This is a genomic window from Brevundimonas sp. GW821-FHT12E07 (assembly GCF_058807035.1).
In genome coordinates, this window is record NZ_JBXAQH010000005.1 from 134,083 (window position 1) to 149,973 (window position 15,891).

General features: G+C 68.5%; 15 protein-coding genes. 13 read left to right on the forward strand and 2 right to left on the reverse strand.

The window, feature by feature from the left end:
• Window positions 1-95 precede the first annotated feature (95 nt).
• From AC1ROD_RS17820 to AC1ROD_RS17880, 13 genes are all read left to right on the forward strand, one after another.
• A complete protein-coding gene (locus tag AC1ROD_RS17820) occupies window positions 96-1,478 on the forward strand; it encodes an NAD(P)/FAD-dependent oxidoreductase (RefSeq protein WP_492949591.1) in 1,383 nt (460 codons plus the stop codon).
• Window positions 1,475-2,278 carry a DUF1365 domain-containing protein gene (locus AC1ROD_RS17825; RefSeq protein WP_492949592.1) on the forward strand — a complete coding sequence of 268 codons (804 nt, stop codon included), beginning with the start codon at window positions 1,475-1,477 and terminating at the stop codon, window positions 2,276-2,278. The genes AC1ROD_RS17820 and AC1ROD_RS17825 overlap by 4 nt, the downstream gene beginning before the upstream one ends.
• A 5-nt stretch (window positions 2,279-2,283) precedes the next feature.
• Window positions 2,284-2,823 (forward strand): lipocalin family protein, encoded by a 540-nt coding sequence (locus tag AC1ROD_RS17830; protein ID WP_492949593.1) that lies wholly within the window; start codon window positions 2,284-2,286, stop codon window positions 2,821-2,823.
• A 1-nt stretch (window position 2,824) separates the two neighbouring features.
• A complete protein-coding gene (locus AC1ROD_RS17835; protein ID WP_492949594.1) occupies window positions 2,825-3,643 on the forward strand; it encodes a DUF1295 domain-containing protein in 819 nt (272 codons plus the stop codon).
• The gene (locus tag AC1ROD_RS17840; RefSeq protein ID WP_492949595.1) at window positions 3,640-4,668 is read left to right on the forward strand and encodes an SAM-dependent methyltransferase; all 1,029 of its coding nucleotides are present in this window, start codon (window positions 3,640-3,642) and stop codon (window positions 4,666-4,668) included. Before AC1ROD_RS17835 ends, AC1ROD_RS17840 begins: the two co-directional genes overlap by 4 nt.
• Window positions 4,669-4,670: 2 nt before the next feature.
• Complete coding sequence (locus tag AC1ROD_RS17845; RefSeq protein ID WP_492949596.1) at window positions 4,671-5,075, forward strand: DUF2177 family protein; 405 nt, start codon at window positions 4,671-4,673, stop codon at window positions 5,073-5,075.
• A gap of 88 nt (window positions 5,076-5,163) precedes the next feature.
• Window positions 5,164-5,718, forward strand: coding sequence for a sigma-70 family RNA polymerase sigma factor (locus AC1ROD_RS17850; RefSeq protein ID WP_492949597.1), 555 nt, complete (start codon window positions 5,164-5,166; stop codon window positions 5,716-5,718).
• Window positions 5,715-6,452: an anti-sigma factor gene (locus AC1ROD_RS17855; protein ID WP_492949598.1), complete on the forward strand. Its 738-nt coding sequence runs from the start codon at window positions 5,715-5,717 to the stop codon at window positions 6,450-6,452. The genes AC1ROD_RS17850 and AC1ROD_RS17855 overlap by 4 nt, the downstream gene beginning before the upstream one ends.
• 198 nt (window positions 6,453-6,650) lie before the next feature.
• Window positions 6,651-8,066: a glucuronate isomerase gene (uxaC, locus tag AC1ROD_RS17860; RefSeq protein ID WP_492949599.1), complete on the forward strand. Its 1,416-nt coding sequence runs from the start codon at window positions 6,651-6,653 to the stop codon at window positions 8,064-8,066.
• Window positions 8,063-9,526: a mannitol dehydrogenase family protein gene (locus AC1ROD_RS17865; protein ID WP_492949600.1), complete on the forward strand. Its 1,464-nt coding sequence runs from the start codon at window positions 8,063-8,065 to the stop codon at window positions 9,524-9,526. Before uxaC ends, AC1ROD_RS17865 begins: the two co-directional genes overlap by 4 nt.
• A 3-nt stretch (window positions 9,527-9,529) precedes the next feature.
• Entirely contained in the window at window positions 9,530-11,029 is a 1,500-nt protein-coding gene (locus tag AC1ROD_RS17870) for a UxaA family hydrolase (RefSeq protein ID WP_492949601.1), read from the forward strand.
• 59 nt (window positions 11,030-11,088) lie between these two features.
• Window positions 11,089-11,283, forward strand: coding sequence for a hypothetical protein (locus tag AC1ROD_RS17875; protein WP_492949602.1), 195 nt, complete (start codon window positions 11,089-11,091; stop codon window positions 11,281-11,283).
• Window positions 11,284-11,388: 105 nt separating this feature from the next.
• The gene (locus tag AC1ROD_RS17880; RefSeq protein WP_492949603.1) at window positions 11,389-12,345 is read left to right on the forward strand and encodes a hypothetical protein; all 957 of its coding nucleotides are present in this window, start codon (window positions 11,389-11,391) and stop codon (window positions 12,343-12,345) included.
• Between the two features lie 2 nt (window positions 12,346-12,347).
• On the opposite strand, the gene AC1ROD_RS17885 is transcribed toward AC1ROD_RS17880, so the two are convergent.
• Together AC1ROD_RS17885 and AC1ROD_RS17890 are read right to left on the reverse strand one after the other, a co-directional pair.
• On the reverse strand, window positions 12,348-14,045 hold the full coding sequence (locus AC1ROD_RS17885) for a bifunctional protein-serine/threonine kinase/phosphatase (protein ID WP_492949604.1): 1,698 nt from the start codon (window positions 14,043-14,045) through the stop codon (window positions 12,348-12,350).
• Between the two features lie 56 nt (window positions 14,046-14,101).
• Window positions 14,102-15,742 carry a pectate lyase gene (locus AC1ROD_RS17890; RefSeq protein ID WP_492949605.1) on the reverse strand — a complete coding sequence of 547 codons (1,641 nt, stop codon included), beginning with the start codon at window positions 15,740-15,742 and terminating at the stop codon, window positions 14,102-14,104.
• Window positions 15,743-15,891: the final 149 nt, after the last annotated feature.

The following is a 15,891-nucleotide window of genomic DNA, read 5'->3' on the forward strand; positions in this document are numbered from 1 at the left end:
GCGGAAAGGATGCGCCTTTTTTTGGAACATCCAGACGCCGTGCAGCTTCGTAGCTGACTTCGTCCGGCCAAACGCCGGTCTGCTCGTGAGCTGTCATGTACGATCGACCTTCGCCCGTTCAAGAGACCCTGAAATCACGGCGCCGTGTCGCCGTCGTCGGCTCCGGCGTATCCGGCCTGTCCGCCGCCTGGCTGCTGTCGCAGGCGCACGACGTCACCCTCTATGAATCCGGCGACCGGTTGGGCGGCCATGCCTGTACGATCGACGTCCCGACGGGCGACGGCGTCATGCCGGTCGACACCGGCTTCATCGTCTTCAACGAGCCCAACTACCCGAACTTCACGGCCCTGCTGGACTATCTGGATGTGCCGTCCAAGCCCGCCCACATGTCCTTCGCGGTGTCGATGGACGAGGGCCGGTTCGAATATTCCAGCCATGGCGCCAAGGGCCTGTTCGCCCAGAAGCGCAATCTGTTCAGCCCCGACTTCTGGCGCATGCTGATCGACCTGAAGCGGTTCCACCGGACGGCCGAGGCCGACCTCGGCGATCTCGACATCTCCCTGTGTTCGCTCGGTGACTATCTGGATCAGGAACGCTATGGCGCGGCCTTCCGCGACCGGCATCTGCTGCCGCAGGCGGCGGCGATCTGGTCGTCGTCCTCGTGCCAGATGGCCGACTATCCGGCGGCGGCCTTCATCCGCTTCTATCGCAACCACCGCCTGCTCGAGGTGGACCTGAAGCCCAACTGGAAGACGGTCGACACGGGCAGCCGCGCCTATATCGACGCCCTCGCGCGCGAGTTCCGTGGCGGCCTGTCGGTCGGCGATCCGGTCACCCGCATCGTGCGCCGTCCGGGGCGGGCCATCGTCCATACGGCGTCGGGCAAGCAGGAGGTCTATGACGCCGTCGTCCTGGCCACCCACTCCGATCAGGCCCTCGCCCTGCTGGACGCCCCCACCGCCGAAGAGACCCGGCTGCTCGGCGCCATTCGCTACAGCCGCAACCGGGTCGTCATGCACCGCGACCCGAAACTGATGCCCAAGCGTCGCGCGGCCTGGGCGGCGTGGAACTATGTGGGCGGCGCGGCCTCGCGGCAGGGCGAAAGCCACCCCAGCGTTACCTACTGGATGAACCTGCTGCAGGGGCTGCCGGGCGATCCGGTCTTCGTGACCTTGAACCCCGAGATCGAGCCCGATCCCGCGACCGTGATCGCCGACCACGACTTCGACCACCCGATCTTCAACGCCGCGGCGTTGGCTGCGCAGAACGCGCTCTGGTCGCTGCAGGGCGTCAACGATACCTGGTTTGCGGGCGCCTGGTTCGGTTCGGGCTTCCACGAGGACGGGCTGCAGGCCGGTCTGGCGGTCGCCGAAGCCATCGGCGGCGTGCGGCGTCCGTGGACGGTCGAGAACGAGAGCGGCCGCATCCCGCTGACCGTTCCGGCCCCCGCCGCGGCCGCCGAGGCGACCCCGGCATGACGGAGGCGGTCGCATCGGGAATCTACGCCGGCACGGTGTCGCACCGCCGCCTGCGCCCGCGCGTCCATGCGCTCAAGTACCGCGTCTTCATGCTGCTGATCGACCTCGACGAGGCGGCCAGTCTGACCGGGCGGCTGAAGTGGCTGGCGCGCGGCAAGTTCGGCCTGATGTCGCTGAACCTGTCGGACTTCGGCGACCGGTCGCGGACGCCCCTGCGCGACCAGATCGAACGCAGCCTGGCCGAGGCGAACATTCCCGGCGGCGGGCCGATCCGGCTGCTGACCATGCCGCGCATCCTCGGCTACGGCTTCAATCCGCTCAGCGTCTTCTTCTGCCACGACCGCGAGGGGCGGCTGAGCGCCATTCTGTACGAGGTGTCCAACACCTTCGGCCAGCGCCATACCTATCTGATCCCGGTGGCAGCCCCGGACCGCGCCATACGCCAGTCGGTCGCCAAACAGTTCCACGTCTCGCCCTTCATGGACATGGACCTCAGCTACCGTTTCTCGGTCATTCCCCCGACCGGCGCCGACGACGAAATCCTGGGCGTTTCAATCACCGTCGAGGACGGGGAGGGGCCGATGCTGCTGACCAGCTTCTTCGGAGAGCGGGCGCCGCTCACCGACCGCAATCTGATGCGGGCCTGGATCACCCATCCCCTGCTCACGTTGAAGGTCATCGCCGGCATCCATTGGGAGGCCATCCTGTTGATCCTCAAGGGGCTTCGCCTGCGGCCCGGCTCCGTGCCCGCGACGCCCGTCACGGTCGGTCAGCCGACCCCGGCGACACAAGGAAGCTGAACCCGATGTTGAACCTCCGCGCCGCCGTCATGGCCCTCGCTCTCGCTTCCGCGATCCCGGCCGTCGCCATCCCCGCCGTCGCCTCGGCAGAGGCGCCCCAGCCGAGAAGCCACGTCGACCTCGATCGCTTCATGGGGCGCTGGTACGAGATCCTGCGCACGCCCAACGATCATCAGCGCAACTGCTGGGCCGCCAGCCAGGTCTGGTCGCGACGTGGCGCCGACCGCTTCACCATCGCCCAGACCTGCCATCAGGGCTCGCGCACGGGCCGGACCTCCACCGTCAACACCAGCGCCCGGGTGCTCGACAGCACGACCAACGCCAAGTTCGAGGCCAGCTTCTTCGGCGGCCTGATCCGTCAGCGCTACTGGGTCATCGAGGTCGCGCCCGACTACAGCTGGATGATCGCCACCACGGCCGACGGCCAGTTCCCGGCCCTGCTGTCGCGCAGCGCGACGATGTCGGCGGCCGAACAGGCCCGCCTGACGGCGCGCATGGGTCAGCTGGGCCTGCCGACCCGCCAGCTCGAACCCTCGGGTCACTAGGATGGTGATCGCGCTCCTCTTCGCTTTCCACTTCATGGCCGTGGTCATGGTCACGGCCTGGGCGGTGTCGCTGAAGACCGACAACACCGGCTGGATCGACGTCTTCTGGACCTTCGGCACCGGGATCAGCGGCGTGGTCGTGGCCCTGTCGCCCTGGGCGGGAGCGCCCACTGAACGCCAAATGCTGGTCGCGGCCCTCGTCGCCGTCTGGTCGATCCGACTGGGCTCCTACATCGCCGTCCGCGTCGCGCGCAGCGCTGAGGACACACGCTATGTGATGATGAAGGAGGAGTGGGGCGGCCGCTTCCAGGCCAATCTGTTCGGCCTCGCCATCGTTCAGGCGCCGGCGACCACACTGCTGTGCGCCTCCATCGCCGCAGCGGCCCTGCGCCCGGGCGCCGGGCTGACGGCCGAGGACTTCATCGGCGCCGCCATCCTGCTGATCGCCATCCTCGGCGAGGGCCGGGCCGACAGCCAGATGAAGGCCTTCAAGGCCGACAAGGCCAACCACGGCAAGATCATGGACAAGGGCCTGTGGGGCCTCTCGCGCCACCCCAACTATGTCTTCGAATGGATGGGCTGGCTGGCTTATCCGGTCATCGCCATCGACCTGTCGGGCGACTGGGCCCTGGGCTGGCTCAGCCTGATCGCCCCCGTCGTCATGTATCTGATCCTGACCCGGCTGACCGGCGTCCCGCCGCTCGAGAAGGCGATGCTGAAGTCCCGGGGCCAGGCCTTCGTCGACTACCAGAACCGCGTCGGGGCCTTCTTCCCCCGGCCCGCACGCAAATCCCCGACATCCGCAGGAGCGACCCGGTGAGCCTGATCTCCAACAGCGTCAACAAGCTTCAGGACGCGCCCTTTCCGGACTTTGTCACCCGGCCGGCCATCGCCCTTCTGGTCGCCAATGCGCGCAAGGCGCTGAAGACCCCGCCCGCCGACGCCGAAGCGGCCTTTGCCCGCGAAATGGCCGAACGCCCGGTCGCGGAATTCACCGACGCCGCCAACCAGCAGCATTACGAACTGCCCGCGCGCTTCTTCGAGCTCTGCCTCGGCAAGCACCGCAAATACTCCAGCTGCTTCTATGAGAGCGAGGACGCCAGCCTCAATGAAGCCGAGGCCAGCGCCCTGCGGATCACCTGCGAGCACGCCGACATCCGGGACGGCCAGAGCATTCTCGAACTCGGCTGCGGCTGGGGATCTCTGTCGCTGTGGATGGCCGAGCGCTATCCGAACGCCAACATCACCGCCGTCTCCAACTCGCACAGCCAGAAGGCCTCGATCGACGAGACGGCGCGGCGGCGCGGTCTGACGAACCTGACCATCATCACCGCCGACATGAACGTCTTCACCACAGACCGGACCTTCGACCGGATCGTCTCGGTGGAGATGTTCGAGCATATGGCCAATTGGCGGGCCCTACTGACCAAGGCCCGCGGCTGGCTGAGGCCGGACGGCCGGATGTTCATTCACGTCTTCAGCCACATCGACGCGCCGTACCGGTTCGAGGTCTCGGACCGCAGCGACTTCATCGCCCAGCATTTCTTCACCGGCGGCGTCATGCCCAGCCACGGCCTGATGCGTCAGTACGGCGACCTGCTGACCGTCGAGGACGAATGGCGCTGGTCGGGGACCCACTATCAGCGCACCGCCGACGACTGGCTCGACAATTTCGACATGCACGAGGAGGAGATCAGAGGCCTGATGGCCTTGGTCTACGGGGCCGCGAACGCCCCCCTGTGGATGCGGCGCTGGCGGCGGTTCTTCATGGCCACTGCGGGCCTGTTCGGCGACAGCGACGGCCAGGTCTGGGGCGTCAGCCACTATCGTCTGATGAGGGCCTGAGCATGATGAAGTTCCTCGCGGCCTACGGCTGTTCAGCGCTGGTGGTTCTGGTCATGGACGGGGTCTGGCTGACGGTGATGGGCGACAAGCTCTATCGTCCGGTGCTCGGCGACTTCATGGCCAAGACGGTCAACCTGCCGGCGGCCATCGCCTTCTATTTCATCTATCTGGCCGGGCTGACCTTCCTGGCGACCACGCCCGCCCTGCGCGAGGCATCCGTCTTGCGGGCGGTGGTCAACGGGGCCGTCTTCGGCTTCGTCGCCTATGCGACCTATGATCTCACCAACCAGGCGACGCTGACGCGGTGGAGCACGACGATCACCCTGGCCGACATGGCCTGGGGCACGGTGATGAGCCTGATCGCGGCGACCGCGGGCTATTACGGATCGCGCCTTCTGGTGAAGTGAATCCACTGACTTTTTCGAGCCTGTCTTGCGGCGACGGCCACGCCGTGCGACCGATGTATCGTCTTGAAAGCAGTGTAAAAGCCGACGCATGGACGCCGACCTCAGCCGCCAGGCCCTGAACGCAAACCTCAGGCTCGTGGCCGGTGGAGACAGGGGCGCCCTGCAGGCCGTGTATGACGCCACCTCAGCGAAACTATTCGGGGTGGTGCTTCGTATCTTGAACGATCGAAGCGAGGCAGAAGACGTGCTGCAGGAAGTCTACATCTCGGTATGGACCAAGGCGGGCCAGTTCGACGCAAGTCGGGCCAGCCCGATCACCTGGCTGGCCGCCATGGCGCGCAACCGCGCCATCGACCGTCAGCGTCAGGTCGGCCGCCGCGTCAGCCGCCCGATCGAGGACGCCGAGGACATCGCCGACGACCACGAGTCCGGTCTCGACGCCGTCCTGCGCGCCGAAACCTCCACCCGGCTGGATGGCTGTATCGCCGAGCTGGAGGACCAGCAGCAGAAGGCGCTCAAGACCGCCTTCTTCGACGGCCGCACCTATGAGGACGTGGCGACCCTGTTCGGCGTGCCCACCGGCACGATGAAGAGCTGGATTCGCCGCTCCCTGATCAAGCTGAAGGCTTGTCTCGGCGGATGACCGATATTCAACCGACTGCCTCCACCCCGGACCAAGACGCCGCCGAGTACGCGCTCGGCGTGACCACGGCCGAGCAGCGCCGCGAGGCCGAGCGCCGCATGGCCTCGGACCCGGCCTTCGCCGGTCTGGTCAGCGCCTGGGACGAGCGTTTCGCCCCCCTTATCGACGCCATTCCCGAAAAGACCCCGCCGCGCGTGGTGTGGATGCGGATCGCGGCCCAGCTGGGTCTGGCGCCGGCCCAAACCTCCGGGAAGCCGGGCGTGTGGAGCAACCTCAACGTCTGGCGCGCCGCGACGGGCGTCTTCGCCGCCGCGGCCGCCGCGGCTGTGGCGATCGTCCTGATCACGCCCGTGCCGACCACGCAGCCGTCCGTTATCCCGCCTGCGGCTCCGGACGCCTCCCTGACCTCGGTCGGCCTGCTGAAGGGCGAGGAAGGCCCCGCCAGCTTCGTCGTCACCCTCGACCGCGCCAACCGCCGCCTGACCATCGCCCCGGTCACCGGCGCGAGCCCCAGCGACAAATCGTTCGAGATGTGGATCCTGCCCAAGGGCCAGAACCCGATCTCGCTCGGCGTCATGGACGGCAAGGAGGTCGTGACCATCGACACCGACAAGCTGATCGGGCCCGACGGCTCGCGCGCCACCCTGGCCGTCTCCGTCGAACCGCTGGGCGGCTCGCCCACCGGCCTGCCGACCGGACCCGTGGTCGCCAGCGGTCAACTGCAGCCCATCTGACGTCGCGGAACTGGCGTTCCGCCCGGCCTTCGCGCAACATGGCGCGACCGATGCGTCATACGCATTTGCCAAAGGAATGCTACCGGTGTCATAGACACCCGACGAACCGTCGAGACCGTCGTCAGACACGGTCCTTCGCCGCCGCGATCACCCCAGGAAGCGCCCGCCAGGGTCCGGCGGCGCAGTAGAGCCGTACCGATGAGCCATCCGCTGAAACTGAACCCCGACCGCCTGTTCCCGGTCGACGCCGACACGCGGGGCGTGGCCCGGCGGCTGTATGCGGAGATCAAGGATCTGCCGATCATCAGCCCACACGGCCATACGGACCCCTCGTGGTTTGCGCTGAACGAGAATTTCGCCAATCCGGCCGAGCTGCTGATCACGCCCGACCACTACGTCTTCCGCATGCTGCACTCGCAGGGGATGGCGATGGAAGACCTGGGCGTCCCGCGCGCCGACGGCGGTCCGGTCGAGACCGATCCCCGCACCATCTGGCGCCGGTTCGCCGAGAACTATCACCTGTTCCGCGGCACGCCTTCGCGCATGTGGCACGACTGGGTCTATGCCGAGGCCTTTGGCATCGATGTGCGCCTCTCGGCCGAGACGGCGGACCACTACTACGACGTCATCGACGCCGCGCTGAAGACCGACGCCTTCAAACCCCGCGCCCTGTTCGACCGCTACAACATCGAGGTCCTGACCACGACGGAGTCGCCGACGGACACCCTGGAGCATCACAAGACCATCCGCGCCTCGGGCTGGAAGGGCCGGGTGCTGACCGCCTATCGGCCGGACCCGGTGCTGGACCCCGACTACGAAGGCTTCCGCGACAATCTGAAGGTCCTGGCCGAGCAGACCGGCTGCGACACCACGACCTGGGCCGGCTATCTCGACTCGCTGCGCGCCCGCCGCGCCTTCTTCGCCGAGATGGGCGCGACCTCGACCGACCACGGCCACCCGACCGCCTTCACCGCCGACCTGTCGAAGGCCGAGGCCGAGGCCCTGTTCGCCCGCGTCTCGACCGGCCCCGTCAGCGCCGCCGACGCCGAGCTGTTCCGCGGCCAGATGCTGACCGAAATGGCCGCCATGTCGGTCGAGGACGGTCTGGTGATGCAGCTGCACCCGGGCTCGTTCCGCAACCACTCGGCGACGGTGTTCAACCGCTTCGGCCGCGACAAGGGCTGCGATATCCCGACCCAGACAGACTACGTCCGCGCGCTCAAGCCGCTGCTGGACCGGTTCGGTTCGGACACCCGCCTGACCCTGATCCTGTTCACCCTCGACGAGACCTCCTACAGCCGCGAACTGGCTCCGCTGGCGGGTCACTATCCGGCGCTGAAGCTGGGTCCGAGCTGGTGGTTCCACGACAGCCCCGAGGGCATGCGCCGCTTCCGCGAGCAGACCACCGAGACGGCCGGCTTCTACAACACCGTCGGCTTCAACGACGACACCCGCGCCTTCCTGTCGATCCCGGCCCGCCACGACGTGGCCCGGCGCATGGACTGCGGCTTCCTCGCCAAGCTGGTGGTCGAACACCGGATGGAAGAGGACGAGGCCCACGAACTGGCCCACGCCCTGACCTATGGTCTGGTCAAGGCGGCCTACAAGCTGTGACACGGCTCTCCGACGCCACGCTGGCCGCGACGCCCGCCGCCAAACCCGCCTATGACCGCGCGGCGGTGAAGACCGGCGTCGTCCACCTCGGCATCGGCGCCTTTCACCGGGCGCACCAGGCGGTGGTGTTCGACGATGCGCTGGCGAGCGGTGACCTGCGCTGGGGGGTGCTGGGCGCCTCCCTGCGGTCGCCCGGCGTGCGCGATCAGCTGAACCCGCAGGACGGCCTCTATACCCTGGTAATCCGCGACGGCGCCGCCGAGCATCTGCGCGTCATCGGGGCGGGGCAGGGGGTTCTGGTGGGGCCGGAAGACCCCGCCGCCCTCGTCGCCGCCATGGCCGATCCGGATGTCCACATCGTCACCCTGACGGTGACCGAGAAGGGCTATCGCCTCGACCCCGCGACCGGCGACTTGATGGTCGAGGATCCGGAGGTCGCCGCCGACCTCGCCGACATTTCCGCGCCTCGTACAGCGCCCGGCTTCATCGTCGCGGCGCTGAAGGCCCGCAAGGCGGCGGGTCTGAAACCCTTTACCGTCGTCTCCTGCGACAACCTTCCGCACAACGGCGCCCGCATCCGCGCCGGGGTGCTGGAGATGGCCAAGCGTATCGACCTGGACCTCGCCGACTGGATCGCGGCGGAGGGGGCCTTCCCCCAGACCATGATCGACCGGATCGTCCCGGCGACCATCCCCGAAGACATCGACAAGCTGGCTGGCCGGATCGGTGTGCGCGACGAGGGCATGGTCAAGGCCGAGCCCTTTACCCAGTGGGTGATCGAGGACCGCTTCGCCGGCCCGCGTCCGGACTTCGCGGCTCTGGGCGTCCAGCTGACCGACGCCGTCGCTCCGTGGGAAGACGCCAAGCTGCGCCTGCTCAACGGCGCCCATTCGGCCGTCTCCTACCTCGGCGCCCTGTCGGGGCATGAGCATGTGCACGAGGCCGTCGCCAATCCCGCGCTCAAGGCCTTCATCGAGGCCCTGTGGGACGAGGCCGAGACGACCCTGAACCCGCCGCCGGGGCTCGACATCGCCGCCTATCGGCAGGAGCTGATGGCGCGCTTCTCCAACTCCGCCCTGATGCACCGCACGCGCCAGATCGCCATGGACGGCTCGCAGAAGCTGCCCCAGCGCCTGCTGGCCGGGACCGCTGAACGGCTGGCCGCCGGGAGAGGCATCGAAACCCTCGCGCTCGGTATCGCCGCCTGGATGAAATGGCAGTCGGGCGTGACCGAGGCTGGCGAGGCCTTCGTCGTGGATGATCCGCTGGCGTCGAAGACCGCCGAACTGATCGCCGGGGCGGACACGGATGAAGCCCGCGTCGCAGCCCTGCTGACTCTCAGCGCCGTCTTCCCGCCCGCGCTCGCCGCCGATCCGGCGTTCGTAAAGGCGGTCACCGGCGCCTATCTCTCGCTCAGCACAAACGGCGCGATCGAGGCCGCCCGGCTTGTGACGGAGTAAGCCATGTCCCGCGTCCTGATCCTGAACCCCGCCGACGACATCGCCGTCGCGCTCGACGACATCACCGCCGGCGAGACGCCCGAGGGCCTGAACGCGCCCGCCCGCGCCGATATCGCCCAGGGTCACAAGATCGCGCGCCATGCCGTCGCCGAGGGCGGCCTGGTGCGTCGCTACGGTCAAGTCATCGGCCGGGCGAAGTCGGCGATCGCGGCCGGGGACCACGTCCACGTCCACAACCTGGCCATGGCCGACGACGGGCGCGAGGCCGAGGTCGGCGCCGACGTCCATCCGCCTGCGCCTCTCGACGGCGCGACCTTCCAGGGCATCGTGCGCAAGGACGGCCGCGTCGGGACCCGCAACTACATCGGCGTCCTGACCAGCGTGAACTGTTCGGCGACCGTCGCCCGCCGCGTCGCCGACGCCTTCCCCGATTCCAGCCTGCCGAAAGGCGTCGACGGCGTCGTGGCCTTCACCCATCAGGGCGGCTGCGGCGGGTCCTCGCTGTCTACCGACGTCGAACTGTTGCAGCGGACCCTGGCCGGTTACGCCCGCCATCCGAACTTCGCCGCCATCCTGATCGTCGGCCTGGGTTGCGAGGCCAACCAGATCCCCGACTGGCTGAAGAAGTCCGAGCTCGAGACCGGCACGACCCTGCGCGCCATGACCATCCAGGAGGCCGGCGGCACCGCCCGCGCCATCGAGGCCGGGATCGAGATCGTGCGCGAACTCGTCGATGAGGCGTCGAAGGTCGAGCGCCAGACGGTGTCGGCCTCGCACCTGACCGTCGGCCTGCAGTGCGGCGGTTCGGACGGCTGGTCCGGCGTCACGGCCAATCCGGCGCTCGGCGCCGCTGTCGACCTGCTGGTCGCCCACGGCGGTTCGGCCATGCTGTCGGAAACGCCCGAGATCTGGGGCGCCGAACACCTGCTGCTGCGCCGCGCGACCTCCCAGGGCGTCGCCGACAAGCTGAACGCCCGCCTCGCCTGGTGGCGCGCCTATGCCGACAAGCACGGGATGGAGCTGAACAACAATCCGTCGCCGGGCAACCTCAAGGGCGGTCTGACGACCATTCTGGAGAAGTCGCTGGGCGCCGTGGCCAAGTCGGGCTCCACGCCCCTGACCGACGTCATCGGCTATGCCGAGCCGCTGAAGACGCAGGGTCTGACCTTCATGGACAGCCCGGGCTATGACCCGTGCTCGGCCACCGGCCAGATCGCCTCGGGCGCCAATCTGATCGTCTTCACCACGGGCCGCGGTTCGGTCTTCGGAGCCAAGCCCGCGCCGTCGATCAAGGTCGCCTCCAACGCCAAACTGGCGTCCTGGATGGACGAGGACATGGACATCGACGCCTCGCCGGTCCTGACGGGAACGCCCATGGCCGAGGTGGGCCGCGAGATCTTCGAACGGATGCTGGCGGTCGCCTCGGGCGAGCCGTCCAAGTCCGAGGCGCTCGGCATCGGCGACAACGAGTTCGTGCCCTGGGCGGTCGGCGCCTATCTCTGATCGAGGGGGGGCCGAGCTATGACGTTGACGCTGTTTCGTATCGGTGATCTTTAACCAATATGACCCAGCGCGCCGCCACCCTCGCCAGAGTGATCCTGACCGTCGCGGTCGGCGCCGCCTTCCTGGCCGGCTGCGGGGGGTACGGCTATCACCGCCATAACGACGGGCGGTACTATCCGCCCGGTCCGCGGTCGAACTCGGGTCCGTCCTCGCCGCCCGCGCCCCTGCCGGCGCCGCCCCCGCCGAGGCTGTAGCCCTCTCGCGGATCGCCGGGTGCGCGCACGCGTCGCGGTCCGCGACCGCTGGTTGACGAACCTGCCCGGTGTTACCGTTCCGGTTCCGGATCGAAAGGGTTCGCCATGCTCGCACTCGCTCTCGCCGCCGCCCTGGCCTCGACCTCGCCCGCGGCCGCCGACTTCCAGACGGTGTCGCGGGTCGCGCCGACCACTCAGACCCAGGTTGGCGATCCGGACCTCCCGACCAATCCCGGAGACATCACTGTCGACGGCCGGCGGCTTGAAGAGGCCACCCAGGAGTTCGTCCGCGAGGTCGCTTCGCCGGTGCGCGGCCGGGGGCTGGCGCGCTGGCGCAACGGGGTCTGTGTCGGCGTCGTCAATCTGCGGACGGAGATGGCGCAGTACATTGTCGACCGGGTTTCCACCGTCGCCGAGGACCTGGGGCTGCGGGCCGGCGCGCCGGGCTGTATTCCCAGCATCGTCATCATCGCCACGGCCGACGCCACGGCCTTCACGACGGAGTTCGTGGCGGCGGAACCCCGGATGTTCATCTTCGGCGCGGCCGGCATGGATCAGGGGCGCGCCGCCCTGCGTCGCTTCCAGAACACCGAGCGGCCCGTCCGGTGGTGGACGGTGAGCCTGCCCATCGAGGAGGACACGGGCCAGGTCGCCGTGCGCATGCCGGGCGAGGTGGCGCCCGTCATCGAAATCCGGGGCGGCGGGCTGTTGACAACCACAGTGGTCAACGACACCAAGCGCGCCATCATCATCCTCGACGTGGACCAGATCGGTAGCGCCAACCTGACCCAGCTGAGCGACTATCTCGCCATGGTCGCCCTGGCCCAGATCAACCCTGACGCCGACACCTCCGGCTTCGACACGGTGCTCAACCTGTTCGGAACCGGCCAGGCGGCCTCCGGGCTGACGGATTGGGACATGAACTATCTGGAGGGCCTGTACAGCTCGGTCAGGGCGCGCCGAAATCCGTCCGCCGCCCGCACCGAGGTCGCTTCGTCCATGGCCAGCGCCAATCGGCGAATGACCCGCCAGAACAGCGAGGACGCCAGTCCGGCCGAATAGGACTATCGCGTCGCCAGCGAGACCATCAGGGCGATGACCAGCAGGATGCAGACGCCCTGCCAGAAGCGCACCGGATCGCGCTCGATCAGGGACGGCGGCTGGGGCGGGGTCACGGCGACGGCGCTGCCGCTCTCCAGCACATGGATCAGCTCCTCGACGTCGGCGAACCGGTCGGCGGGATCGAGGGCGATGGCGCGCAGCAGGGCGGCCTCCAGCCAGGCGGGCATGTCGGGCCGCAGCTGGGTCGGGGGGATCGGCTTTTCGAATTTCGGACGCTGCGGCAGCTCGACCTGACCACGCGGATAGTCCCTGGCGAACAGGCGATAGAGGGTGACCCCCAGGGCGTACTGGTCGGTCAGGGCGTCGCCGGGATTACCGTCGAACAGCTCCGGCGCCATATATCCGGCCGTGCCCGGCGCCTCGCCCTCGGTGAAGTCCTCGACCTTGGGCAGGCGGGCGACGCCCAGATCGATCAGCTTCAGCCCGCCGTTCTTCTCGAGGATGACATTGTCCGGCTTGATGTCGCGATGGGCGATGCCCTGGCGGTGCAGGGCCGCGACGCCGCGCGACAAACGGATGGCCTCGCGCACGCCCGGCTGGATGTCGAACGGCCCGTCATTGGCGAGGCGCGCGTGCAGGGTCCGCCCCTCATAGAAGGGCTGGGCGATATAGAGCCGGCTCTGGCGGCCGGGATCCAGCGTCAGGGTCTTGCCGACGTAAGGGCTGTCGATGCGGCGGCCGATGAAGCTCTCGCGCAGGAAGGACAGCCGGGCGCCGTGCTCGCTAAGCAGGGCCGGCTTGGGGAATTTCAGCACGACCGGGGTCGGATCGGCGCCGTCCCTGGCCAGGAAAACGCGGGTGTATTTGCCGTCCGACAGCAGCCGCTCCAGCTTGAAGCCGTCGACATTGTCGCCCGCGTCGGGGGGCGGCAGGATCGGCAGGCCCTCGGCCTCGACCCCGATCGCTTCGCTATCCAGCGGACCCAGCCGGATGACGTCGATCACGATGGCCGTGGCGTTGTCAGTCGCGCCGTTGGCCGTGGCCTGATCGACGATGCGCTGGGCGTCGGCGTCGGGCGAGGCGCGGCGGCCCAGCAGCCGGGTCAGGGTCTCGTCATCGACCACGCCGTGCACCCCGTCCGAGGTCAGCAGGAACCGGTCATAGGGCTTCAGCGGCACCGGCCGGACGTCCAGCCGCACATCGGCCTCGATGCCGACGGCGCGGTACAGGACATGGCTCAGCCCCGGCTGGGACAGGACATGGTCCTCGGTCAGCTGCGTCAGGACGCCGTCGCGGAAATGCCAGGCCCGGCTGTCGCCGACGTGGAGCACCGTCGCCTCGCGCCCGCGCAGGACGAGGGCGGTGAAGGTGGTCGCGGCCCCCTTCATCTCCGGATCGGTGCGGCCCTTGGAATGGAGCCAGCGGTTGAAGCCGAGCAGGGAGGCGACGCCGGCGGCCGCGATGCCGCCCAGCGGGCTTTTCGACAGATAGCCGTCGATGAAGCTGCGGGTCGCCAGCTCGGCGGCGATACGGCCGCCCCTGGAGCCCGAGACCCCGTCGGCGACGACCGCCACGATGCCGTGCAGCGCCTGTTCCGACGGCGTGCCCAGATGGACGGCGCCGAAGTCCTGGTTGTCCGCGCGCGGCCCAAGGGCGGTGGCGAAACCTGCCGCGATCTCCAGCCTGCCCGACGCGTCCATCGCCCGATCCCCTCAGTGACTCCAAGGGAAGGGAACAGGACGCGCCGTCAAGTCCCTCAGGCCTCCAGCGCCTCGATCAGGTCGCCCATGTTCTTGATGAACACCGCCGTCGAGATGCCGTCGACGGGGAAGTCGGTGTTGTAGGGTGAGACGTCCCACAGGTCGCCGACGCGGGTGGTCTGATACTCGCCGCCGGTCACCGCCTCGGGCGAGGGGCCGTTGTACGGGTTCGACGTGGTGGTCAGGGGGGTGATCCAGGCGCCGTTCCCGTCCAGTTTCGACAGGACCGCCGCGATCGCCTCGGGCGCCGGGGCGCGTTCGCGGCGGGCGTCCGTCGACATGTCCCAGACGCTGACGTCGCGCAGGGTGAAGTATTTCGGCAGCTTCAGCGTCCCGGCCCGGGCCTTGAGCGGCGAGGCGGCGATCAGGGCGGCCGGGTCCATGGCGGCGGCGGCGGCGTACTCGGCCCGGATGGCGGCCGTGTCGAGGTTCCGGAACGAGCCGTAGTGGACGATCAGATTGTTCGGGTTCGCATCGGCATAGTAGTGGCCGTTGGCGATGTTGGACCCCTTGCGGTGGATATAGACCGGGGTGTTCGAGCCCTCGAGGATGAAGGTCGGATGGGTCCGGCCCGGCGCGATCAGGTTCTGCGGCGTCTTGACCTGATCCAGCCAGTCCAGCGCCTCGGGCAGGCGCGCCAGGAATTTGCGGTCGCCGGTCAGCTTGTAGAAGCCGATCATCGAACGGATGTTGGCCGCCGTCGTATGGGTGGCGAAGGCCTGAGGCTCGATGGTCCGGGCCGGGGCCGGCTTCAGGGTGTCGGGGAAGTGCTGCAGACCCCAGGCCGGCTGGGGCATGGGCTGCTGGGTCTTCACATAGATGTCCATGCCCCGCTCGATGGCGTCGACCAGACGGGCGTCGTTCGACCCCAGGGCCTGGTGGGCGTAGAGCAGGAACTCCAGATTCTCGCCCGCCACATCGTCATTGAAGGTGATGTAGGGGGTGTAGTCGGCGTGGCCGTGCAGGCCGCCGTTCTCGACGAACGGGAAGCGCTGCGGCCAGCCGCCGTTCGGATACTGGGCGTCGAGGACGAACTGGATCGCCTTGTCGAGCGGGGCGCGATACTTGCGATCGCGCTTCTCCAGATAGACGCGCAGCAGCAGCTGCGAGGCCTCGGCGGTGCCGGCGTCGTCGAAGGTGGCGTTGCCGTAGTAGCGCTGGAATTCCTCCAGCCGCCAGGCGTTGCCGCCGATCTTCGCATACCAGTCCTTGAGGCTCTCCTCGCCGGCGGTGTCGATGACATAGTTCCAGCCGCCGCGCGGATGCTGGCCCGCGACTAGGGCGTCGGCGGCGGCCTTGGCGGCGGTGTAGAACTGCTCGTCGCCGGTGGCGTGATAGGCGTCCAGGAACAGGTGGCCCATGGTCGCCGTGCCCGGAGGCTGGACCCAGATCATCGTCGGCTTGGCCTCCAGCTCGCCCCAGCGGCGCGAGAAGTCGGGCAGGACCTGCCAGACATAGCCGCCGCCGACGGCGACCTTGTCGGTCATGAAGGCCGTGGCCTTCTTCATCGCCGCGAGCACGGCGGCCCGGTCAGGCGCGGCGGCCGTCGACTGGACGGTTCGGGCGAGGGCGGGGGTGGCCGAGGCGACCGCGGTGGCGGCGGCGGCGGACAGAAGGGCGCGGCGATTCATCTGCATGACGGTGTTTCCATTTCCCGGGCTGAGGGTTCTTCGCGACCCTTCGACGGCGCGGATACAAGCACCGATGACACCGGTTTCCTAGGGGGTATTTTGGGAGAACGGCGGGTGGTCAATGGCCGGTGCTGTCGGCGGATCCTCGCGCGACG